The following is a 20,960-nucleotide window of genomic DNA, read 5'->3' as shown; positions in this document are numbered from 1 at the left end:
CTGCAATTATATCAGAGCCCGACGCAAGGGTTAAGCTTTTTGTCACACAGCATCTATTTCCAGTCGCCGCGCAGCGCCAGCACCTCGTCGTACAGCCCCTCCGGCGTCACCTCCTGCGGCGGCACCGGCCGGCCCACCGCCAGCGCCAGCCGTGAACGCCAGCCGCGCGAGAACGAGCGCTCGAACACGTTCGACGGATCGCGCGAGAACAGGCTGCCCCACAGGCCGCGCAGCGCCATCGGGATCACCGGCACCTTGCTGCGCTCGATGATCTTGGCGACGCCGCCGCGGAACTCGCCGATCTCGCCGTCCCGCGTCAGCTTGCCTTCCGGGAAAATGCAGACCAGCTCGCCTTCGTGCAGGGCCTGGGCGATGTCGACGAAGGCCTTCTCCATCAGCCACGGGTCTTCCTTGCTTGGTGCGATCGGGATCGCCTTCGCGGTGCGGAAGATGAAGCCCAGCAGCGGCGTCCTGAAGATGCGGTGGTCCATCACGAAGCGGATCGGGCGCGGGCTGGCGGCCATGATCACGATGGCGTCGACGTAGCTCACGTGGTTGCAGACCAGGACTGCCGCGCCCTCTTCCGGGATGCGGTCGGTGTCCACCGTCGAGACGCGATGAATGGTGTGGATCAGCAGCCAGGCCAGGAAGCGCATCAGGAATTCCGGCACCAGCGAGAAGATGTAGATGGCCACCACCGCATTCAGCAGCGCCGTGGTCAGGAACATCTGGGGAATCGAGAAGCCCTGCTTGTACAGGAACACGGCGACGCCGGCCGCCGCCACCATGAACAGCGCGTTCAGGATGTTCATGCCGGCGATGGTGCGCGAGACGTGCTTCGGATCGCAGCGGGTCTGGATCAGGGCGAATAGCGGCACGATGAAGAAGCCGCCGAACACGCCCAGCAGCAGCACGTCGGCCAGGATGCGCAGCGTACCGGTCTGGTGCAGCAGGCCGGTGAAGTCCACCGTGGTGGTGTTGGTGTAGCCCAGGCTGGCGAAGTACAGGTCGATGCCGAACAGCGACAGGCCGATCGCGCCGAAGGGCACCAGGCCGATCTCGACCTTGCGGCCCGAGAGCTTCTCGCACAGCAGCGAGCCGGCGCCGATCCCCAGCGAGAAGATAGTCAGCAGCAGCACGAACACGCTGTGGTCGCCGTGCAGGTAGTCCTTGGCGTACAGCGGGAACTGCGACAGCACCAGCGCGCCGTAGAACCAGAACCAGGAATTGCCGAGCATGGACAGGAACACCGTGCGGTTCTGGCGCGAGTAGCCGATATTGCGCAGCGACTCGGCGATCGGGTTGCGGCTGATGACGAGGTCCGGCGCCGGCGCCGGCGAAGCGGGAATGCGCCAGCTGGTGGCCAGGCCCAGCACGGCGACCAGCAGCGTGCCGATCGCGACCAGGTGGATGCCCAGGGTGCCGTGGCCGGCCAGTACCGCGCCCATCACCTCGCCCAGCAGGATGCCCACGAAAGTGCCCATCTCGATCACGCCATTGCCGCCCACCAGCTCTTCCGGCTTCAGGTGCTGCGGCAGGTAGGCGTATTTGACGGGGCCGAACAGGGTCGAGTGCACGCCCATGCCGGCCACCGCCGCGATCAGGAGCCACAGCGTATGCGTCCACCAGCCGACGGCCGCCAGCGCCATGATGCCGATTTCGAGCAGCTTGACCCAGCGCGCCAGCCTGCCCTTCTCGACCTTGTCGGCGATCTGGCCGGCGGTCGCCGAGAACACGACGTAAGGCAGGATGAACAGGCCGGGGATCAGGTTGTTGAGGATGGCCGGCGGCAGCGTGGTCCAGGACAGCGCGTCGTAGGTCAGCACGACCAGCAGCGCGGTCTTGAACAGATTGTCGTTGAAGGCGCCGAGGAACTGGGTCCAGAAGAAGGGACCGAACCGGCGCTGGGTCAGCAAGGCGAATTGGCTGGGATGGCTGGAGTGGCTCATGCGGTCGGGTCGCGGTGTTGTGAGAGATGCGTAATCTACCGCACAACACCGGACTTGAATACACGATGTTGCCAAACACTAGATATAGTCGCGCAAATCGATACCATTCCACCAAAAATACGCAACATCATCGACACAAAGCAGCGTCATACGCCACTCGCGGAAGCCCCGCGCAAGCGCGCCCAGGTCCGGTACAGCGGTCCGATCGCCAGCACCACGACCACCATGCGCGACACGTGGAAGGCCGTCACCACCGGCACGCCCAGGTGCAGTACGCGCGCCGTCAGCGACATCTCGGCGATGCCGCCCGGCGAAGTCGCCAGCAGCATGGTGCCGGGATGCAGGTCCGTCACCTCGGCCACGCACAGGGCGAATACCGCGGCCAGCAGCATGGTGCAGACGGTGCACAGGGCCACGCTGGCCAGGTAGCGCGGCGCCGTGTGCACGAAACGCGGCGTGAAGCGCGTTCCCAGCGAGACGCCGATGAAGAGCTGGCCGGCGCGGATCATCCATTCGGGCAGGCGCGACAGCTGGATGCCGGCCGCGGTCAGCAGCAGCGCCACCAACAGCGGGCCGATCACCCAGGCGTTCGGCACCTGCAGGCGCTTGAGCAGCAGCGCGGCGGCCGACGTCAGCGCGATCAGCACCAGCAGGCCGCCGAGGTGGACGCTGGCGGCGAGCGGCACGAACATGTCCAGCCCCGCGCCCCAGCCATGGCTGCTCCACCAGCGCACCGCGAAGGGAATCGTGCCGACCACCATCATGATGCGCAGGCTGTGGGCGGCGGCCACGCGTTCGACCACGGCGCCGTGGCGCTCGCCCTGCACCGCCATCTCGGAGGCGCCGCCAACCGCCATCGCGAAGAAGGCGGTGGCTTCGTCGCTGCCGGACAGGCGGCGCAGCATGGCGCCCCCCAGCATGCCCAGGCAGATCGCGAAGACCACCGCCAGCGCGATCCACGGCAGGTTGCGGCCCAGCGCGGCCAGCACCGGGGCGCTGAAGTAGAGGCCGAGCGCGGTGCCGATCGCCCACTGCCCTGCCTCGCGCGCCTGCACCGGGGCGCCGAGGCGGGCGCCCAGCATGCAGGCCAGCGCGGTCGAGAACAGCGGCCCGATCATCCACGGCAGCGGGGTGTCGAGCGCGATGCAGGCTTCGGCTGCGCCGAAGGCCAGCAGCAGCGCTGGCAGGAAAGTGCGCAGCGTTCCTTTTAGAACACCCACAGCTTCTCGGCCGGCATCTCGAGCCAGTACTGGCCCGGGTCGATGCGGTGCTTGGAATAGGCGCGCACGCTGGACGAGCCCTGCTTGAACAGGCACTCCCAGCGGTCGCCCAGGTACATGCAGGTCGACAGCGGCAGCTGGATGCCGTTCTCCACCGGCTGGCGGCCGATGCGCACTTCCTCGACGCGGATCAGGGCCGCAGCCTCGGCGGCCTCGCTGCCGGCGCCGCGCGCGGTGGCGTTCAGCGCCATGCCTTCGACCTGCAGGCGGGCCGCCTCGCCGTTGCGCGACACCACGCGCGCCGGCAGGCGGTTGTTACTGCCCATGAACTCGGCGGTGAACAGGGTGTCGGGCGACTCGTACATCGATTGCGGCGTGCCCTGCTGCTCGATCTTGCCGTTGTTGAGCAGCAGGATGCGGTCCGAGATCGCCATCGCCTCGGCCTGGTCGTGGGTCACCATCAGGGCCGACAGGCCCAGGCGCACGATCAGCTCGCGCAGGAAGGCGCGCGCTTCTTCGCGCAGCTTGGCGTCCAGGTTCGACAGCGGCTCGTCCAGCAGGATCACGGGCGGGTTGTAGACCAGGGCGCGGGCGATCGCCACGCGCTGCTGCTGGCCGCCGGACAGCTGGTGCGGGAAGCGCTCGCCCAGGTGGCCGAGGCCGAGCTGGGACAGCACTTCATTCACCGTCGCCTCGATCTCGCGCGCCGGCGTCTTGCGCAGCTTGAGGCCGTAGGCGACGTTGTCGAACACGGTCTTGTGCGGCCACAGCGCATAGGACTGGAACACCAGGCCCAGGTTGCGCGCCTCGGCCGGCAGCTCCAGCTTCCTGCTGCCGTCGAAGACGCGGCGCTCGCCGATGTCGATGGTGCCCGACTTCGGGCTCTCGAGGCCGGCGACGGCGCGCAGCAGCGTGGTCTTGCCGCTGCCCGATGGGCCCAGCAGGGCCACCACTTCGCCGCGCTGCAGGTGCATCGACACGCCTTTCAGGATCGGGTTGGCGGTGGCGCCGCTGCCGTAGTCGAGGTGCAGGTCGTTGACGGTCAAAACGTTCATGGTGAGGTCTCGCAATTCGTTAGTCATGGTGCTTAGTTGTGCAGCTTGACGCCGAAGCGCAGCGCAATGCCCAGGCCGATGGCCACGAGCGTGATGTTGATGAAGGACAGCGCCGCCACCAGGTCGGTCGAACCGCCGGCCCACAGCGACACCAGCATCGCGCCGATCACTTCGGTGCCCGGCGAGAGCAGGTACACGCCGGTCGAGTATTCGCGTTCGAAGATCAGGAACACCATCAGCCAGCCGCCCAGCATGCCGAACTTGATCAGCGGGATGGTGACGTCGCGGGTGACGCGGCCGCGGCTGGCGCCGGCCGCGCGGGCCGCCTCTTCCAGTTCCGGTCCCACCTGCAGCAGCGAGGTCGAGATCAGGCGCATGCCGTAGGCCAGCCACACCACCGAATAGGCCAGCCACAGCGCGAAGATGGTGGAGCGGACCTGGCGCAGTTGCGGGATGAAGTGTGCGGACAGCCAGCGCGCCACGTCGTTGTCGAAGTTGTGCAGGAAGCCGTCCAGCCAGCTCGGCACGAACAGGAAGACCCACAGGAAGGACAGGCCGGCCAGCAGGCCCGGCACCGCACGCGGCACCAGCACGCTGTAGTCGAGCAGGCGGGTCACGCCGTCCGGCTTGCGGTGCATGGCCAGGGCGATCGCGGTGTAGCACAGAACGGCCAGGCCGCCGCCGATCACGCCGATCAGGATGGTGTTGACGATGCCGCGCACCAGCGACGGCTGTTCCCAGATGTCGCGGAAGTGCTGCAGGGTCAGCACGTCGGCCAGGTTCACGCCCTCGCCCCAGTACTGGACGAAGGAACGCAGCACGATGCCGGACAGCGGCAGCACCACGGTGACCAGGATCCAGGCGCCCAGCACGGCCAGCGCCACCCATTTCCATTTGCCCAGCGGGAGCTGCTTCTGGCGGGCGCCCTTGCCCTTGATCGACACGTATTTGTTGGCGGACTTCAGCAGCCAGCGCTGCAGCATCACCAGCGGCATGGTCACCGCCACCAGGCACACGGCCACCGCCGCCATCAGGTGGTAGGACGGGGTGCCCAGCTTGTTGGTCAGCTTATACAGGTAGGTGGCCAGCACCAGGTGGCCTTCCGGATCGCCCAGCACCAGCACCAGGCCGAACACCTCGAAGCCGAGGAAGAACACCAGCACGCCGGCATAGGCCAGGGCCGGCATGATCATCGGCAGCGAGACGTTGAGCATCACCTGCCACGGCGAGGCGCCGGAGACGCGCGCGGCTTCCTCGACGTCCGAGCCCAGGCTCTTCAGCGCCGACGACGCGTACAGGTAGACGTGCGGCACGTGGGTCAGGCCGGCGATCACGACGATGCTGGGAAAGGAATACACGTTCCAAGGAATGACGCCCAGCAGCTGGTGCACCCAGGTAGTGTAGAAACCGACCGGTCCCATCGACACCACATAGCCGAAGCCCATCACCATCGGCGACACGAAGATCGGCACCAGCAGCACCGGCGCGATCCAGCTGCGGCCCGGCAGGTCGGTGCGCACCATCAGGAAGGCCAGCATGCCGCCCAGCGGCACGGCGATGGCGGCCAGGCCCGAGGCCAGCAGCATGCCGTTCTTGAAGGCCAGCCAGAAATCGCTGTCGTCGAAGATGAAGCGGAAGGCGTCCAGCCCGAGCACCTTGTCGGGCATGAAGAAAGGTGCCGACAGTACGCTCTGGTAGAACACCAGGAACAGCGGCAGGAAGATCGCCAGGCAGGTGAGCAGGACGACGATGGCACGGGTCCAGTTCAGGCGCGGCTTGCGGGCGGCCGCAGCGTCATGCGCGGCGCCGGACTTCGCGCGTGCGCCCGGCAGGGAAAAGGTAGGCATGATGAGATCCGATCGGGAGGGTGAAACCGGTAACACAGAGCAGTGCGCATGGCGCTGCCCGGCAGGCGGAGCGCAGCCGCGCCCCGCCTTCGACACTTACTTCTTGCCGGCGGTGGCTTTCCACTCCTTCAGGAAGGCCATGCGGATCGCCGGATCCAGGTATTCCGCGACGCTCGGGTTGACCGGCAGCGGCTTGATGTTCTTCTCGCCCACCATCTTGATCAGGTCGCTCGACGTGGTCTCGCCGGTGACGTCCGAACGGATCGCATACAGCTTGGAGCCGTTGGCGATGACGGTCTGGCCGCGCTGCGACAGGATGTAGTCGGTCCACAGCTTGGCGGCGTTCGGGTGCTTGGCGGCCTTGTTGATGAAGTGGACGCGCGAAATCACCAGGGTGTAGTCCTTCGGCAGCACCACGCCCAGCGAGGGGTCGGTCTTGGCGCGCACCAGGGCGTAGGAGCCCAGTACGTTGTAGCCGATCAGGTTCTCGCCCGACGAGATACGCTCGAGCATGGTGCCGGTCGAGGACTGCACGCGCACCTTGGCGGTGCCGAAGGCCTGCTCCAGCTGCTTGAACTGCGGGAAGTCATGCTCGTCCTGGGTCATGAACATGAAGCCGACACCGGACTTCTCGATGTCGTAGGTGGTGACCTTGTCCTGGAACTTCGGCTTGCTGATGAGGCTCACGAATTCGGCATGGGTATGCGGGACTTCCGCTTCGCTCACGAGGCGCTTGTTGTAGACGAAGGCGGCCGGCTCGAAGGTGGTGCCGTAGGCGGTGTCTTTCCACACGGCCCAGCCCGGGATCTTGGACGCTTCGACCGATTTGTAGGGCATCGCGTAGCCGCCGGCGGCCAGCTTCATCTGCAGGTCCATCGCCGAGGACCACAGCACGTCGGCGGTGTCGCCGCCGGCCGCGTTCTCGGAGATGAAGCGGTTGTACACTTCGGTCGAGTTCATGTCGTTGTACTCGACCGAGATGCCCGGGTAGAGGGCATTGAAATCCTTGATCAGCGGCTGGGCGGCCTTGCTGTCGGTGGCGCCGTAGATCACCAGCTTGGCTTCCTTCTTGGCGCCGTCGACCAGTTGCTGGTAGTTGGCGGGATAGCCGGCCGGCACCTGGGCCAGGGCCAGCGGAGCCGCCAGCACGGTTACGGCGGCGGCGATGAGGGTCTTGGTGAAATGCATGTCGTCTCCTTGATTTATTGGTCTGCTCAGCGGACCAGGTTGAACTGCCTGGCCTGCCGGTTATAGTCGGCTACAGCCTGTTTGATATAGTTGCTCAGCGCATCGCCGGTCAGCGAGAAGGGATGCAGGCCCGCTTCCGCGCGCATCTTCGCGAAACCGGGGTCGGTCTCGATGTGCTCGAAAGCCTGGACCCAGCGCCGGTAATCGGCATCCGAGACCCCCGGCCCCATCCACAGGCCGCGGATGATGGGCCAGACCACGTCGTAGCCCTGCTCGCGCGCGGTCGGCACCTTGGACAGCACGCCCGGCAGGCGATGGTCGGCCAGCACCGCCAGCACGCGTATCTTGCGCGGGTCGACGTACAGCGTGGCCTCGGAAGTGTCGCCCGAGATCACCTGCACGTAGTCGGCTTGCATCGCGGTGAACTCTTCGCCGCCGCCTTCCAGGGCGACGAAGCGCAGCTGCCTGGGGTCGACCCCGGCCTGGCGCGCCAGCAGCGCCATCTTGATCCAGTCCTGGCTGCCGATGGTGCCGGACATGCCGATCAGGACCTTGGCCGGGTCGCTCTTCAGGGCATCGACCAGGTCGCCCAGCTTGTGGTAGGGCGAATCGGCGCGTACCGCGATCATGCCGTAGTCGGCGCCGAGGGCGGCGACCCAGCGCACGTCGTTCGCGGTGGCCTTGCCGAACTTGCCTTGCGCAAGGTTGAGCAGCGAGCCGCCCGAGAACGCGACCAGGGTGTCGGGTTCCGCGCGGCGCTGCGATTCCATCGTGTGCCAGGCAACCGCGCCGATCCCGCCCGGCATATAGCTCAGCTTCAGCTTCGGCGCGTTCGGTCTCGCCTGCAGGGCTTTCTGGGCCAGCTTGCAGGTGATGTCCATGGCGCCGCCCGGCTTGGACGGCACCACGCATTCGGCATCGGCGGCAATTGCCGGGATGGCGGCCGCAGCCAGGGAGTTAACCATGGCCGCGGCGATCAGGATTCTGAGTGTCTTCATGAATCGCATGATACTGGCGCGGATGGCCGGCGGCGATCAGAAGCGGTGCTGGATGCCGGCCGTGAAGCCGTTCTGGGTCGAACCGAAGCCCGGATCGTCGCGCGACAGGCCCACCAGCTGGCCGTGGTCGGCCTTGGCGTGGGCGGCGACCATGTACAGGTCGGTGCGCTTGGACAGCGCGTACATCGCGCGCGCCACCAGCATGGTCGGGTCGGCGTCCTTGGCGGCCGGCAGTTCCTTGGTGTTGACGTGGTAGACGGCGCCGGTCAGGGTCCAGGCCTGCACGTTGTAGGTGATGCCGCCCCAGTAGGTGTCGCCGCGCAGGTCCGGGGTCGCGGCCTTGCCCGACTCCAGTTTGTAGCCGCGCATGCCGGCCACGTAACGCCACTGGCCGGCCTTGTAGTCGGCGCCCAGGTGGTAGGCGGTGGTCTTGTCGCGGTTGCCGGTGGCGGCCACGGTGTTGCCGTTGACCTGCTCATAGGACGCCATCACACCAAAGCCGCCGCCGAACCAGGAGCCGCCGACCGCGTACTTGCGGCCGTCCGCCTGGCTGTTGGCCTGCTCGCCCAGGCCGATCGTGGCGCCGTAGGTGAAGCCGCCGGTGTGGCCGGTGTACTTGATCAGGTTGTCGAACGCGGTCGTCATGCCGTACTTCGACGGGCCGGTGGCGTTGCCGCTGGTGGCCCAGGAATAGTTGGGCGCGAAGCCGAGCGGGTCGAACTTGATCACCAGGTCGTAGGTCGTGGTGAAGGAACGGCCGATCACCACGCGGCCGAAGCCGCCTTCCAGGCCGACGTTGGCCTGGCGCTTGAACAGGGTGCCATCCTGGGCGCCGGTATCCAGCAGGACGCCGCCCTCCAGGTTGAACACGGCTTTCAGGCCGCCGCCCAGGTCCTCGGTGCCGCGGAAGCCCCAGCGCGAGGTGTTCTTGCCGCCCGAGACCACGCGGGTCATGCTGTTGCCATTCGGCCCGGCATTGGTGACGTACTCGACGCCGGCGTCCATCAGGCCATAGACCTGGACGTTGGATTGGGCTTGGGCTTGGGTGTTCAGGGAAAACGCTGCCAGGACGGCGAGCGCGAGGGCCGACTTCTTCATGGTGTCTCCGGTTGTAAAAATTCTTTTTTGTAACTACTTGTTGGAGCCAACTATATGCGGGCCCAGCTTTCAATCAGCTTTCAGTCGCCGAAAGCCACCACTATCCGCGGCCGGCGGTTTCGGCTTACACTAAAAAAATGCGAATCCTGTTAGTCGAAGACCACGTCGAGCTGTCCCATTGGGTATCCAAGGCGCTGCGCGATGCCAAACTCAGCGTCGAATGCGCCACCACCGGCGCCGATGCCGACGCCCTGCTCCATACCCAGGACTACGCCCTGGTGATCCTGGACCTGACCCTGCCGAAGATGGACGGGCTGGAAGTGCTGCGCCGCCTGCGCGCCCGCGGCGGCCAGCGCGCACGCACGCCGGTGCTGATCCTGACCGCGCGCGGCGGCCTGGAAGAACGGGTGCAGGGCCTGAACCTGGGCGCCGACGACTACCTGGCCAAGCCTTTCGAACTGGCCGAACTGGAAGCGCGGGTCAAGGCCCTGCTGCGGCGCAGCGTCGGCAACGAAGCCCTGGTGCACCGCTGCGGGCAGCTCAGCTTCGATACCGTGGCGCGCATGTTCAGCTACTGCGGCGAGCCGCTGCAGCTGACGCCGCGCGAGCACGCGCTGCTGGAGACGCTGATCGCGCGCAGCGGCTGCGCGCTGTCGAAGGAAAAGCTGTTCGACGCCGTGTTCGCGCTCGACGACGACGCCAACCTCGACGCCATCGAGCTCTACATCCACCGCATCCGCAAGAAGCTCGACCGCCATCCCGAGGGCGGCGCCGCCATCGTCACCCTGCGCGGCATCGGCTACCTGCTGCAAGAGCGGCCGGCCTGAGCGATGCACGCCGCGCGGCTGCCTTCCCTGTTCCGCCGACTGGCCGGCGCGGTCCGCCGTCCCGCCACGGCGGCGCCGCTCGGCAGCCTGCGCAGCCAGCTGCTGCGCTGGCTGATCGTGCCGCTGGTGGCGCTGGTGGCGATCAACGCCGTTTCGCTCTACCGCGACGCGCTGGACGCCGCCGACATGGCCTACGACCGCTCACTGCTGGCCTCGACGCGCGCGCTGGCCGAGCGGGTCTCGGTCCATGACGGCAAGGTGGTGGCCGACGTGCCCTACGTGGCGCTGGACAGCTTCGAGACCGATACCCTGGGCCGCATCTACTACCGGGTCGGCGGCCTGCACGGCGAGACCGTGTCCGGCTACGACGACCTGCCGCCGGTGCCGAAGAACGTGCCGCGTTCGGAACTGTATCCGGCCCTGGTGCGCTTCTACCACGCCGACTACAACGGCGAACCGCTGCGCATCGCCGCCCTGCTGCAGCCGGTGTACGACGATTCGATGCGCGGCATCGCCCTGATCCAGGTTGGCGAGACCCTCGACGCGCGCCGCGCGCTGTCGCGCCGCATCCTCCTGAACACCCTGCTGCGCCAGGCCCTGCTGGTGCTGGCGGTGGCGACGCTGGTGTGGTTCGCGGTGCGCCTGGTGCTGCAGCCGCTGATGCGCCTGAAGCAGGTGGTCGAGAATCGCGCGGTGTCCGACCTGTCGGACGTCGACGCCTCGCTGGTGCACCGCGAAGTACGGCCGCTGGTGGCGGCGATGAACGGCACCATGGCGCGCATGCAGAGCCTGATCGCCAGCCAGCGGCGCTTCATCGGCGACGCCTCGCACCAGCTGCGCACCCCGCTCACGGTGCTCAAGACCCAGGCCGAGCTGGCGCTGCGCGAAGACGATCCGGCCGCTCTGCGCGCGATCGTGCGCTCGATGGCGGCCACCACCGATTCCACGGTCCACCTGGCGAACCGCCTGCTGACCCTGGCCAGGCTCGAACACGGCAACGGCGGCGCCGACAACCGCCCGGTCTCGCTGGCGGCGCTGGCGCAGCAGGTCGGCCTCGAACTGGCCCTGCCGGCGGTGCAGAAGAACATCGACCTGGCGCTCGAAGCCGAGGACGAGGAAAGGACCACGGTGCAGGGCCAGGAGCTGCTGCTGCACGAACTGCTGACCAACCTGGCCGACAACGCGATCCGCTACACGCCGCCGGGCGGCAGCGTGCTGCTGCGCGTGCGCCGCGTGGCGGACGGCGTGCTGCTGGAAGTGCAGGACAGCGGCCCGGGCATCGACGAGGCCGAATACGACAAGGTGTTCATGCCCTTCTACCGCGCCCAGGCGGCGCTGGAGATCAATCCCGGCGGCACCGGGCTGGGCCTGGCGATCGTACGCGACATCGCCGGCCTGCATGGCGCCAGGCTGGCCATGCAGCGCGCCGACAGCGGCCGCGGCCTGAAAGTCTGCGTCCTGTTCGCCGCCACGCCGGTAATCGCACCCGCGGACGAGCTTGTTCTACATTAAAGAAAGGCTGGGTTTCTCGCAAGGGAATGGCAGGCACTACCAGACTGGACTTGAGGTAGCGGCAAATGCCGCCAAACAGGAGCTGTTTAGCAACGCATATTGCGCGTAACCAAGCATGCGAAACGGCAAAACTTGGTGGATTTGAGCAAGCACAAGCTTCCCTGAAGCACGGGCTTTTTGTGCAGTGCAGCGCGGGTAGAATGCGCGCATGGATACGACCCGTCACCTCTACCACGAGTACGGCGCCGCCGATGCGCTGTTCGACCAGATCGAGCAGGAACTGCTCGCCCTCACCACGGCCCCGCTCGAGGGCCGGGAGGAAGCGCCCCGCTGCGTCGACGAATTCGCCGACGACTTCTTCAGCTGCTGGAGTCGCCCCCCCAGTCATGCCGAGGGGCCGGGACTGACGCGCTGAGCCTTTCAGCCCAGGGTTTCGAGGCGGATGCGGACCACCTTGCCCACCACCGTCGACAGCTGCTCGAACTTCTCGATCGCGGCGTTGACGTATTTTTCGCGGGTCTGGTGCGTGATGATGACGATGTCGGTGCGGGCCTTCTCGCCCGGCTCCTTCTGCAGCACGGCGTCGATCGAGATGCCGGCTTCGGCCAGGATGCGGGTCAGGTCGGCCATCACGCCCAGCTGGTCCTGCACATAGACGCGCAGGTAGTAGGCGGTGCGGATCTCTTCCATCGGCAGGATCGGCAGGTCGGCCAGCTCGCCCGGATGGAAGGCCAGGTGCGGCACGCGCGAATACGGATCCACCGTCGCCAGGCGGGTCACGTCGACCATGTCGGCGATCACGGCGGATGCGGTCGGCTCGGCGCCGGCGCCCTTGCCGTAGTAGAGCGTGGTGCCGACCGCGTCAGCCTTCACCAGCACCGCGTTCATCGCGCCTTCGACGTTGGCGATCAGGCGCGTCGACGGAATCAGGGTCGGGTGCACGCGCAGCTCGATGCCCTCGGCGCCGTCGACCACGGTACGGCGGGTGATGCCCAGCAGCTTGATGCGGTAGCCGAGCTGTTCGGCATAGCGGATGTCGACCGCCTGCAGCTGGCTGATGCCCTCGACGTGGCTGCCGGCGAACTGCATCGGGATGCCGAAGGCGATCGCGGCCATGATGGTCAGCTTGTGGGCCGCGTCCACGCCTTCGATGTCGAAGGTCGGGTCGGCTTCCGCATAGCCCAGCTCCTGGGCCTGCTTCAGCACGGTGTCGAAGTCCAGGCCCTTGTCGCGCATCTCGGACAGGATGAAGTTGGTGGTGCCGTTGATGATGCCGGCCACCGATTCGATGCGGTTGGCGGACAGGCCTTCGCGCAGGGCCTTGATGATCGGCACGCCGCCGGCCACGGCCGCCTCGAAGGCCACCATCACGCCCTTGGCATGGGCCGCCTCGAAGATCTCGTTGCCGTGCATGGCCAGCAGGGCCTTGTTGGCGGTCACCACATGCTTGCCGTTGGCGATCGCCTGCAGCACCAGTTCGCGCGCCAGTTCATAGCCGCCGATCAGTTCGACGACGATCTCGATCTCGGGGTTGTTGACGACCGCGAAGGGGTCGGCGACCACCTCGACGTCTTCGCCGACGATACGGCGGGCGCGCTCGAGATTGCGGGCGGCCACCATGGCCACTTCGATGCCGCGGCCTGCGCGGCGGCGGATTTCTTCCTGGTTACGCTGGAGCACGTGCCAGGTACCGGCGCCGACGGTGCCGATGCCTAACAAGCCTGCTTTGATGGGTTTCATATACTGTTCTATCTACTCTATCGTTCTCAGCGCGCGTAGCGGCGCCGGTAGCCGTCGAGGAAGCGCGCAATGCGGCCGCACGCGTCGGTCAGGTCGTCGGAATTGGGCAGGAACACCAGCCGGAAGTGATCCGGGGCGATCCAGTTGAAGCCGGTGCCTTGCACCAGCAGGACTTTTTCCTCGGACAGCAGCTCGCAGATAAATTGCTGGTCGTCAGCGATCGGGTAGATCTTGGGGTCGAGGCGGGGGAACATGTACAGCGCCGCTTTTGGCTTGACGCAGGACACCCCCGGAATGTCGGTGAGGAGTTTGTGCGCGAGGTCGCGCTGGCGCGCCAGGCGGCCGCCGGGGGCCACCAGGTCGGCGATGCTCTGGTAGCCGCCGAGCGCGGTCTGGATCGCGTACTGGCCCGGCGCGTTGGCGCACAGGCGCATCGAGGCCAGCATGTTCAGGCCTTCGATGTAATCCCTGGCATGGCGTTTTTCGCCCGACACCACCATCCAGCCGGCGCGGTAGCCGCAGGAACGGTAGTTCTTCGACAGGCCGTTCAGGGTCACGAACAGCACGTCGTCGGCCAGCGAGGCCAGCGAAACGTGTTCTTCGCCGTCGTAGAGGGTCTTGTCGTAGATCTCGTCGGCGTAGATGATCAGGCCGTGCTGGCGCGCCAGCTCGACGATTTCCAGCAGCACGTCGCGCGAATACAGCGCGCCGGTCGGGTTGTTCGGATTGATGACGACGATCGCGCGCGTGTTCGGCGTGATCTTCTTGCGCATGTCGGCAATGTCCGGCATCCAGCCGGCCTGCTCGTCGCAGATATAGTGCACCGGGTTGCCGCCAGCCAGGCTGACCGCCGCCGTCCACAAGGGATAGTCGGGCGCCGGCACCAGCACTTCGTCGCCGCTGTTCAGCAGGCCCTGCATCGCCATCACGATCAGTTCGGAAGCGCCATTACCCAGGTAGATGTCGTCGATCTTCACCCCGGTAATGTTCTTTTCCTGGGTGTAGTGCATGACGGCCTTGCGCGGCGCAAACATGCCCTTCGAGTCGGTATAGCCGGCGGCGCCGGACATATTCCGGATCATGTCCTGCACGATCTCGTCCGGCGGGTCGAAGCCGAATACGGCCAGGTTGCCGATGTTCAGTTTGATGATCTTGTGGCCGTCGTCCTCCATCTGGCGCGCTTTTTCGAGCGCGGGGCCGCGGATTTCGTAGCAAACGTCGTCCAGCTTGTTCGATTTCAGGATCGGTCGCAAAATGTCACCCTGCCAATGTAATTTGTTGCAATGCGAAAAATCCCATTCTGCCCAATAAGGAAGGATTAATCAACCCGGCCGCTGGTGTAGCGGAAAAACCAATTACAATATGCGGCTTGCGCGCTCCCGCGCATCGTTTGTTTTTACGGCACGCACACTCACGGCTTTCATATGAAGCTACATTCCAGTAATACCGAAAAATACCAGACCGTTACCGGCTACGACCAGTCCGGCGTCGAAATCAATGCCAAGCGCTACGACTACAGCGTGCTGGTGATGCCCGAGACGCCGCCGCGTCCCTGGAACGTGACCCGGTTCGAAGACCTCACCGCCGAACATTTCGAAGAGATCGCCGCCGACAAGCCCGACGTGGTCGTGCTGGGTACCGGCGAGCGCCAGCGCTTCGTGCATCCGCGCCTGGTCGCCAGCCTGTCGAACCAGCGCGTGGGGGTGGAAAGCATGGACAGCCATGCCGCCTGCCGCACCTATAACATCCTGATGGGCGAAGGGCGCAAGGTGACGCTGGCGTTGATCATCGAATGAAAGAACTCCACAAGAACAAGACCCTCGTCTGGACCCTGTTCATCGCTTTCGCCGCCGTGCTGCTCGGCGTGCTGAGGGCGCGTACGCTGGTGCCACCCGATGAAGGGCGCTACGCCGAGATGGCGCGCGAGATGTTCGCCAGCGGCGACTGGATCACCACCCGCCTGAACGGCATCAAGTATTTCGAAAAGCCGCCGCTGCAGACCTGGATGAACGCCCTGACCTTCGAAGTCTTCGGGCTCGGCGACTGGCAGGCCCGTCTCTGGACCGGCCTGTGCGGCCTGCTCGGCGTCGGCCTGACCGGCTATGCCGGCATGCGCGTGTTCGGCGCCCGCATCGGCTTCTACGCCGCGCTGGTGCTGGGTTCCTCGCTCTACTGGGTGATCTGCAGCCAGGTCAATTCGGTCGACATGAGCCTGTCCGCCATGATGACGATCGCCCTGTGCGCCCTGCTGGTGGCCCAGCGCGACGACGCCACGCCGAGCGAGCAGCGCAACTGGATGCTGCTGTGCTGGGCCGGGATGGCCCTGTCGGTGCTGGCGAAGGGCCTGATCGGCCTGGTACTGCCGGGCGGCGTGCTGGTGTTCTACACCCTCTTTTCGCGCGACTGGAAGATCTGGACCCGCCTGCACCTGGTCAAGGGCCTGCTGCTGTTCTTCCTGATCGCCGCGCCCTGGTTCGTGCTGGTCGGCCTGAAGAATCCGGAACAGCCGCACTTCTTCTTCATCCACGAGCACTTCGACCGCTTCCTGAAGAAGGAACACCACCGCGAAGCCGCCTGGTACGTGTTCTTCGTCCTGCTGGCGGTGGGCAGCCTGCCCTGGGTCGGCGTACTGGTGCAGGGCCTGGTGCTGGGCGCAAGGGGAGAAAGAGGCGGCCAGGACGCGCCGGCCCGCTTCAAGCCGCGCCTGATGCTGCTGGTCTGGACCGCCTTCATCATCCTGTTCTTCACAAAGTCGAATTCCAAGCTGCCCGGCTACATCGTGCCGGTGTTCCCGGCGGTGGCCATGCTGATCGCGAACTACCTGGACGTCGGCACCCGCCGCAGCCGCATGCTGACCGCTGCCCTGACCGCCCTGTTCGGCGCCGGCCTGCTCGGCTTCGTGCCCTTCATGCTGCGCCTGGCGCGCCATCCGGGCGAGGACCTGCTGTACGCGGCCTACCAGCCATGGGTGCTGGCGGCCGGCCTGGTGCTGCTGATCGGCGGCGCCCTGTCCATGCTGTACGCGCGCCAGATGCAGCGCGACCTGACCGTGCTGGTGCTGGCGATCGCCGGTTTCGCCGGCACCCAGCTGCTGCTGGCGGGTTTCGAGCCGATCGGCAAGGTACGCGCCGGCACCAACCTGATGCCGGCCCTGGCGGCCGCCGGCGCCACCGATCCGGCCACCCGCGTCTACTCGGTCGGCATCTACGAACAGTCGCTGACCTACTACCTCAAGCGCACGGTGACCCTGGTCGACTACTGGGACGAATTCACCTTCGGCCTCGAGCAGCAGCCGCAGCTCTCGATCCCGACCATCCCGGCCTTCGTGCAGCAATGGCGCGCCGACGCGGCGGCCGGTGTCAGGAGCGTCGCCATCACCCGTCCCGAGATCGCCGCCGACCTGCAGCGCCAGGGCGTACCGCTGCGCATCGTCGCCGCCGATGCGCGCCGCACCGTGATCGCCACTCAGTGATGCTCACCTCTGAACTATGAACCTCACCACTTTCGCTTTCATCATTTCCGGCGTGCTCCTGAACGCCTGCGCCCAGGTGCTGCTCAAGGCCGGCACCAACGCCCTGGGCGGCGCCATCCACCTCACGGTGGGCAACGCCTTCGAGACCTTCATCCGGGTCGCGTCCCAGTTGCCGATCCTGGCCGGCCTGGCCTGCTACGCCCTCTCGCTGGTGGTGTGGATCATGGGCCTGTCGCGCACCGACGTGACCATCGCCTACCCGATGCTCTCGCTGGGCTATGTGGTGGCGGCGCTCGGGGCCTGGATGTTCCTGGGCGAGACCATTTCGCCGCAGCGCCTGCTGGCCATTGCCGTGATCATGGTCGGCGTCGCCCTGCTGGCGCGCTCCTGAGGATCGGCCGGTTCATCCGACTGATAGAATGACAACCGCATTTTTACCAATAACAATTCGATCGAGCTTCCCATGACTGCCGAGCTGCCCTTCCTGCCCTTTTCCCGGCCCACCATCGACGAGGACACCATCACCGCTGTCGGCGAGGTGCTGCGCTCCGGCTGGATCACCACCGGTCCCAAGAACCAGGCTTTCGAGGCGCAGCTGTCCGAGTATTTCGGCGGGCGCCCGGTACGCACCTTCAACTCCGGCACCTGCACCATGGAGATCGCGCTGCGCATCGCCGGCGTTGGACCGGGCGACGAGGTGATCACCACCCCGATCTCCTGGCCGGCCACCGCCAACGTCATCATCGAAGTCGGCGCCACCCCGGTATTCGCGGACATCGATCCGGTCACCCGCAACATCGACCTCGACAAGCTGGAAGCGGCGATCACCCCGCGTACCCGCGCCATCATCCCGGTCTACCTGTCCGGCCTGCCGGTCGACATGGACCGCATGTACGAGATCGCGACGAAGCACAAGCTGCGCGTGGTCGAGGATGCCGCCCAGGCCATCGGCTCGCTGTGGAAGGGCAAGCGCATCGGTTCCTTCGGCGACTTCGTCTCCTTCAGCTTCCAGGCCAACAAGAACCTCACCACCGGCGAAGGCGGCTGCCTGGTGCTGAACAATCTGGAGGAAGCGCGCCTGGCCGAGAAATACCGCCTGCAGGGCGTGACCCGCAGCGGCGTGGACGGCATCGACGTCGACGTCCTCGGCGGCAAGTACAACATGAGCGACATCATGGCCACCATCGGCCTGGGCCAGATGAAGAACCTGGACAAGCTGACCGCCCATCGCGCGGCGCTGGCCCGGCACTACTTCGACTGCTTCGGCGACGACTTCGAGGAAAAGTACGGCGCCCAGCTGCCGATCAAGGCCTTCGGCAGCAGCAACTGGCACCTGTTCCAGATCATCCTGCCGGACCACGGCCCGGGCACCCGCGCCGAGTTCATGACCCGCATGCAGAAGGAACACAATATCGGCACCGGCTACCACTACGCGCCGATCCACCTGTTCACGATGTACCGCGAACGCGGCTTCAAGGAAGGCATGTTCCCGGTGTCCGAGAAGATCGGCCGCCTGACCGTGACCCTGCCGATGTTCAACGCCATGACCATCGCCGACGTCGAGCGCGCGGTCAAGGCCGTCAAAGCGGTGCTGGCAAAATGACGCTGGCTGCCGTGAAACCGGAGCTGTCGATCGTCATCCCGGTCTATAACGAGGAAGCCGGCCTGGCCAACCTGTTCGCGCGCCTGTATCCGGCGATGGACAAGCTGGGCCTGCCCTACGAGATCATCTACATCAACGACGGCAGCCGCGACAACTCGGTGTCGATCCTGGCCGAGCAGTACCGCCAGCGTCCCGACGTGACCCGCGTGGTCCTCTTCAACGGCAACTACGGCCAGCACATGGCGATCCTGGCCGGCTTCGAGCAGACCCGCGGCGAGATCGTCATCACCCTCGACGCCGACCTGCAGAATCCCCCGGAAGAGATCCACAAGCTGGTGGCCAAGATGCGCGAGGGCTACGACTACGTCGGCTCGATCCGCCGCAAGCGCCAGGATTCTGCCTGGCGGACGGTGGCATCGAAGATGATGAACCGCCTGCGCGAGAAGATCACCAACATCCACATCACGGACCAGGGCAATATGCTGCGCGCCTACGGCCGCAACGTGATTGACCTGGTCAACCAGTGCGCCGAAGTGAACACCTTCGTGCCTGCGCTGGCCTATAAATTCTCGCGCAAGCCGACCGAGATCGTGGTCGAGCACGAGGAACGCGCGGCCGGCGAATCGAAGTATTCGCTGTACAGCCTGATCCGCCTGAACTTCGACCTGATGACCGGCTTCTCGCTGGTGCCGCTGCAGTTCTTCTCGATGCTGGGCATCACGATGTCGCTGCTGTCGGCGCTGCTGGTGCTGTTCCTGCTGATCCGCCGCTTCGTCCTCGGCGCCGAAGCCGAAGGCGTGTTCACCCTGTTCGCGATCGCCTTCTTCTTCATGGGCGTGATCCTGTTCGGCATCGGCCTGGTGGGCGAGTACGTCGGCCGGATCTACCAGCAGGTACGCGCACGGCCGCGCTATGTGGTGCAGACCATCCTGCAGGGCATGCCGGCCGGGGCCGAGGTGGAGGCGCTGGAGAAGCGGCAGGTGGTGCGCTGAAAAGCAGTCGCAGATGAGATACGTCGTCCCCGCGAAAGCGGGGACCCATGCTGAGGCGCCGAAGTCGAACAAGAATTCGATCGGCAGATGGACCGAATTCTGATGCTCAGTATGGGTTCCCGCTTTCGCGGGAACGACCATGAATTAATCCGACCTATCGACTTCCTGACATGAACAACCCACAAAAACGCGCAGTCGTCTTCGCCTACCACAACGTCGGCGTACGCTGCCTGAAAGTCCTGCTCGCCGGCGGCGTCGACGTCGCCCTGGTCGTCACCCACCAGGACAGCGCCACCGAAAACATCTGGTTCGAGTCCGTGCAATCGCTGTGCGAAACCGAAGGCATTCCCTTCGTCACCCCGGACGATGCGAAGTCGCCGGAGCTGCTGGAACGGGTGAAAGCCGCCCGGCCGGACCTGATGTTCAGCTTCTACTACCGCCACATGCTGCCGCAGGCCATCCTCGACGTGGCGCCGGCCTACAATATGCACGGTTCGCTGCTGCCGGCCTACCGCGGCCGCGCGCCGACCAACTGGGCGGTGCTGCATGGCGCGCTCGAGACCGGCGCTTCGCTGCACGAGATGACCGTCAAGCCGGATGCCGGCGCCATCGTGGCCCAGCAGGCCGTGCCCATCCTGCCCGACGATACCGCCTTCGAGGTGTTCGGCAAGGTGACGGTGGCGGCCGAGCTGGCGCTCTACAATGTGCTGCCGCAGCTGCTGGCCGGGACCGCGCCGCGCACGCCCAACGACCTGACCAGGGGCGGCTACTTCGGCGGCCGCAAGCCGGAAGACGGCCGCATCGACTGGTCCCAGCCTGCCAGCCAGGTCTATAACCTGCACCGCGCGGTGGCCCCACCCTACCCCGGCGCCTTCACGGACGTCGGCCCGCGCCGCTACGTGATCGAGCGCGCCCGCCCCTACCGCGGCGACATCCAGGCCCTGGGTTTGCCGCCCGGGCTGGCGGTGGTGGATAATGCCATCCTCGGCGTCTGCGGCGACGGCCGCGCGATCGCCATCCATAGCCTGCTGGCCGACGGCCTGCGCATCTCGCCGGCCGAACTGAAGGCCCAACTGTCCGCCGAATAACGCATACCAAAACACACCATGAAAAAAGTCCTCATCCTCGGCGTCAACGGCTTCATCGGCCACCACCTGTCCAAGCGCATCCTCGAGACCACCGACTGGGAAGTCTACGGCATGGACATGAGCACCGACCGCATCACGGAGCTGCTCGCTCATCCGCGCATGCACTTCTTCGAAGGCGACATCACGATCAACAAGGAGTGGGTCGAGTACCACGTCAAGAAGTGCGACGTGATCCTGCCGCTGGTCGCAATTGCGACCCCGTCGACCTATGTCCAGGCGCCGCTGCGCGTGTTCGAACTCGACTTCGAAGCCAACCTGCCGATCGTGCGCTCGGCCGCCAAGTACGGCAAGCACCTGGTGTTCCCGTCGAC

General features: G+C 66.0%; 19 protein-coding genes. 10 read left to right on the top strand and 9 right to left on the bottom strand.

Features of this window, described 5'->3' with window-relative positions; genetic code table 11:
- Positions 1–53: 53 nt before the first annotated feature.
- The 7 genes from AB4Z32_RS24755 to AB4Z32_RS24725 form a co-directional block, all read right to left on the bottom strand.
- On the bottom strand, positions 54–1,949 hold the full coding sequence (locus AB4Z32_RS24755; RefSeq protein WP_442124521.1) for an MFS transporter: 1,896 nt from the start codon (positions 1,947–1,949) through the stop codon (positions 54–56).
- 146 nt (positions 1,950–2,095) lie between these two features.
- Positions 2,096–3,169: an AbrB family transcriptional regulator gene (locus AB4Z32_RS24750; RefSeq protein WP_442124520.1), complete on the bottom strand. Its 1,074-nt coding sequence runs from the start codon at positions 3,167–3,169 to the stop codon at positions 2,096–2,098.
- Positions 3,157–4,224 carry an ABC transporter ATP-binding protein gene (locus tag AB4Z32_RS24745; RefSeq protein WP_442124519.1) on the bottom strand — a complete coding sequence of 356 codons (1,068 nt, stop codon included), beginning with the start codon at positions 4,222–4,224 and terminating at the stop codon, positions 3,157–3,159. Before AB4Z32_RS24745 ends, AB4Z32_RS24750 begins: the two co-directional genes overlap by 13 nt.
- Positions 4,225–4,256: 32 nt before the next feature.
- Positions 4,257–6,071, bottom strand: a complete 1,815-nt coding sequence (locus AB4Z32_RS24740) for an ABC transporter permease (protein ID WP_442124518.1) — start codon at positions 6,069–6,071, stop codon at positions 4,257–4,259.
- A gap of 96 nt (positions 6,072–6,167) precedes the next feature.
- A complete protein-coding gene (locus AB4Z32_RS24735) occupies positions 6,168–7,259 on the bottom strand; it encodes an ABC transporter substrate-binding protein (RefSeq protein ID WP_442124517.1) in 1,092 nt (363 codons plus the stop codon).
- A gap of 26 nt (positions 7,260–7,285) precedes the next feature.
- Positions 7,286–8,257, bottom strand: a complete 972-nt coding sequence (locus AB4Z32_RS24730; RefSeq protein WP_442124516.1) for a tripartite tricarboxylate transporter substrate binding protein — start codon at positions 8,255–8,257, stop codon at positions 7,286–7,288.
- A gap of 36 nt (positions 8,258–8,293) precedes the next feature.
- The gene (locus AB4Z32_RS24725; protein ID WP_442124515.1) at positions 8,294–9,355 is read right to left on the bottom strand and encodes a porin; all 1,062 of its coding nucleotides are present in this window, start codon (positions 9,353–9,355) and stop codon (positions 8,294–8,296) included.
- Between the two features lie 137 nt (positions 9,356–9,492).
- Between AB4Z32_RS24725 and AB4Z32_RS24720 the strand changes: the two genes are divergently transcribed.
- The 3 genes from AB4Z32_RS24720 (at position 9,493) to AB4Z32_RS24710 (ending at position 12,109) form a co-directional block, all read left to right on the top strand.
- Positions 9,493–10,182 (top strand): response regulator, encoded by a 690-nt coding sequence (locus AB4Z32_RS24720; protein ID WP_442124514.1) that lies wholly within the window; start codon positions 9,493–9,495, stop codon positions 10,180–10,182.
- Between the two features lie 3 nt (positions 10,183–10,185).
- Positions 10,186–11,694: a sensor histidine kinase gene (locus tag AB4Z32_RS24715; RefSeq protein WP_442124513.1), complete on the top strand. Its 1,509-nt coding sequence runs from the start codon at positions 10,186–10,188 to the stop codon at positions 11,692–11,694.
- 208 nt (positions 11,695–11,902) lie between these two features.
- Positions 11,903–12,109, top strand: coding sequence for a hypothetical protein (locus AB4Z32_RS24710; protein WP_442124512.1), 207 nt, complete (start codon positions 11,903–11,905; stop codon positions 12,107–12,109).
- Between the two features lie 5 nt (positions 12,110–12,114).
- On the opposite strand, the gene AB4Z32_RS24705 is transcribed toward AB4Z32_RS24710, so the two are convergent.
- Both AB4Z32_RS24705 and AB4Z32_RS24700 read right to left on the bottom strand, forming a co-directional pair.
- Positions 12,115–13,434, bottom strand: a complete 1,320-nt coding sequence (locus AB4Z32_RS24705; RefSeq protein ID WP_442124511.1) for a homoserine dehydrogenase — start codon at positions 13,432–13,434, stop codon at positions 12,115–12,117.
- Between the two features lie 26 nt (positions 13,435–13,460).
- A complete protein-coding gene (locus tag AB4Z32_RS24700) occupies positions 13,461–14,687 on the bottom strand; it encodes a pyridoxal phosphate-dependent aminotransferase (RefSeq protein WP_442124510.1) in 1,227 nt (408 codons plus the stop codon).
- Between the two features lie 171 nt (positions 14,688–14,858).
- Here AB4Z32_RS24700 and AB4Z32_RS24695 point away from each other — a divergent pair, with 171 nt between their 5' ends.
- From AB4Z32_RS24695 to AB4Z32_RS24665, 7 genes are all read left to right on the top strand, one after another.
- Entirely contained in the window at positions 14,859–15,230 is a 372-nt protein-coding gene (locus AB4Z32_RS24695; RefSeq protein ID WP_442124509.1) for an Mth938-like domain-containing protein, read from the top strand.
- The gene (locus AB4Z32_RS24690) at positions 15,227–16,906 is read left to right on the top strand and encodes a glycosyltransferase family 39 protein (RefSeq protein ID WP_442124508.1); all 1,680 of its coding nucleotides are present in this window, start codon (positions 15,227–15,229) and stop codon (positions 16,904–16,906) included. Before AB4Z32_RS24695 ends, AB4Z32_RS24690 begins: the two co-directional genes overlap by 4 nt.
- Positions 16,907–16,922: 16 nt before the next feature.
- Positions 16,923–17,297 (top strand): EamA family transporter, encoded by a 375-nt coding sequence (locus tag AB4Z32_RS24685; protein ID WP_442124507.1) that lies wholly within the window; start codon positions 16,923–16,925, stop codon positions 17,295–17,297.
- Positions 17,298–17,369: 72 nt separating this feature from the next.
- Positions 17,370–18,509, top strand: coding sequence for a DegT/DnrJ/EryC1/StrS family aminotransferase (locus AB4Z32_RS24680; RefSeq protein ID WP_442124506.1), 1,140 nt, complete (start codon positions 17,370–17,372; stop codon positions 18,507–18,509).
- 11 nt (positions 18,510–18,520) lie between these two features.
- On the top strand, positions 18,521–19,501 hold the full coding sequence (locus AB4Z32_RS24675) for a glycosyltransferase (protein ID WP_442124539.1): 981 nt from the start codon (positions 18,521–18,523) through the stop codon (positions 19,499–19,501).
- A 170-nt stretch (positions 19,502–19,671) separates the two neighbouring features.
- The gene (locus tag AB4Z32_RS24670; protein ID WP_442124505.1) at positions 19,672–20,589 is read left to right on the top strand and encodes a formyltransferase; all 918 of its coding nucleotides are present in this window, start codon (positions 19,672–19,674) and stop codon (positions 20,587–20,589) included.
- A gap of 18 nt (positions 20,590–20,607) precedes the next feature.
- Positions 20,608–20,960, top strand: a 353-nt coding sequence (locus AB4Z32_RS24665; RefSeq protein ID WP_442124504.1) for an NAD-dependent epimerase/dehydratase family protein, incomplete at its 3' end; no start/stop codon positions are given.

The sequence above is a fragment of the Massilia sp. 2TAF26 genome, from assembly GCF_052115005.1.
Lineage (GTDB): Bacteria > Pseudomonadota > Gammaproteobacteria > Burkholderiales > Burkholderiaceae_D > Telluria.
This window is presented reverse-complemented; position numbering and strand designations above follow the sequence as displayed.

Excerpts from the sequence above, each read along its gene's own strand:
- AB4Z32_RS24735 (WP_442124517.1), bottom strand. The coding sequence starts at position 7,259 with ATGCATTTCACCAAGACCCTCATCGCCGCCGCCGTAACCGTGCTGGCG.
- AB4Z32_RS24725 (WP_442124515.1), bottom strand. The coding sequence starts at position 9,355 with ATGAAGAAGTCGGCCCTCGCGCTCGCCGTCCTGGCAGCGTTTTCCCTG.
- AB4Z32_RS24730 (WP_442124516.1), bottom strand. The coding sequence starts at position 8,257 with ATGAAGACACTCAGAATCCTGATCGCCGCGGCCATGGTTAACTCCCTG.
- AB4Z32_RS24755 (WP_442124521.1), bottom strand. The coding sequence starts at position 1,949 with ATGAGCCACTCCAGCCATCCCAGCCAATTCGCCTTGCTGACCCAGCGC.
- AB4Z32_RS24685 (WP_442124507.1), top strand. The coding sequence starts at position 16,923 with ATGAACCTCACCACTTTCGCTTTCATCATTTCCGGCGTGCTCCTGAAC.
- AB4Z32_RS24680 (WP_442124506.1), top strand. The coding sequence starts at position 17,370 with ATGACTGCCGAGCTGCCCTTCCTGCCCTTTTCCCGGCCCACCATCGAC.
- AB4Z32_RS24720 (WP_442124514.1), top strand. The coding sequence starts at position 9,493 with ATGCGAATCCTGTTAGTCGAAGACCACGTCGAGCTGTCCCATTGGGTA.
- AB4Z32_RS24715 (WP_442124513.1), top strand. The coding sequence starts at position 10,186 with ATGCACGCCGCGCGGCTGCCTTCCCTGTTCCGCCGACTGGCCGGCGCG.
- AB4Z32_RS24695 (WP_442124509.1), top strand. The coding sequence starts at position 14,859 with ATGAAGCTACATTCCAGTAATACCGAAAAATACCAGACCGTTACCGGC.
- AB4Z32_RS24740 (WP_442124518.1), bottom strand. The coding sequence starts at position 6,071 with ATGCCTACCTTTTCCCTGCCGGGCGCACGCGCGAAGTCCGGCGCCGCG.
- AB4Z32_RS24670 (WP_442124505.1), top strand. The coding sequence starts at position 19,672 with ATGAACAACCCACAAAAACGCGCAGTCGTCTTCGCCTACCACAACGTC.
- AB4Z32_RS24690 (WP_442124508.1), top strand. The coding sequence starts at position 15,227 with ATGAAAGAACTCCACAAGAACAAGACCCTCGTCTGGACCCTGTTCATC.
- AB4Z32_RS24745 (WP_442124519.1), bottom strand. The coding sequence starts at position 4,224 with ATGAACGTTTTGACCGTCAACGACCTGCACCTCGACTACGGCAGCGGC.
- AB4Z32_RS24705 (WP_442124511.1), bottom strand. The coding sequence starts at position 13,434 with ATGAAACCCATCAAAGCAGGCTTGTTAGGCATCGGCACCGTCGGCGCC.
- AB4Z32_RS24710 (WP_442124512.1), top strand. The coding sequence starts at position 11,903 with ATGGATACGACCCGTCACCTCTACCACGAGTACGGCGCCGCCGATGCG.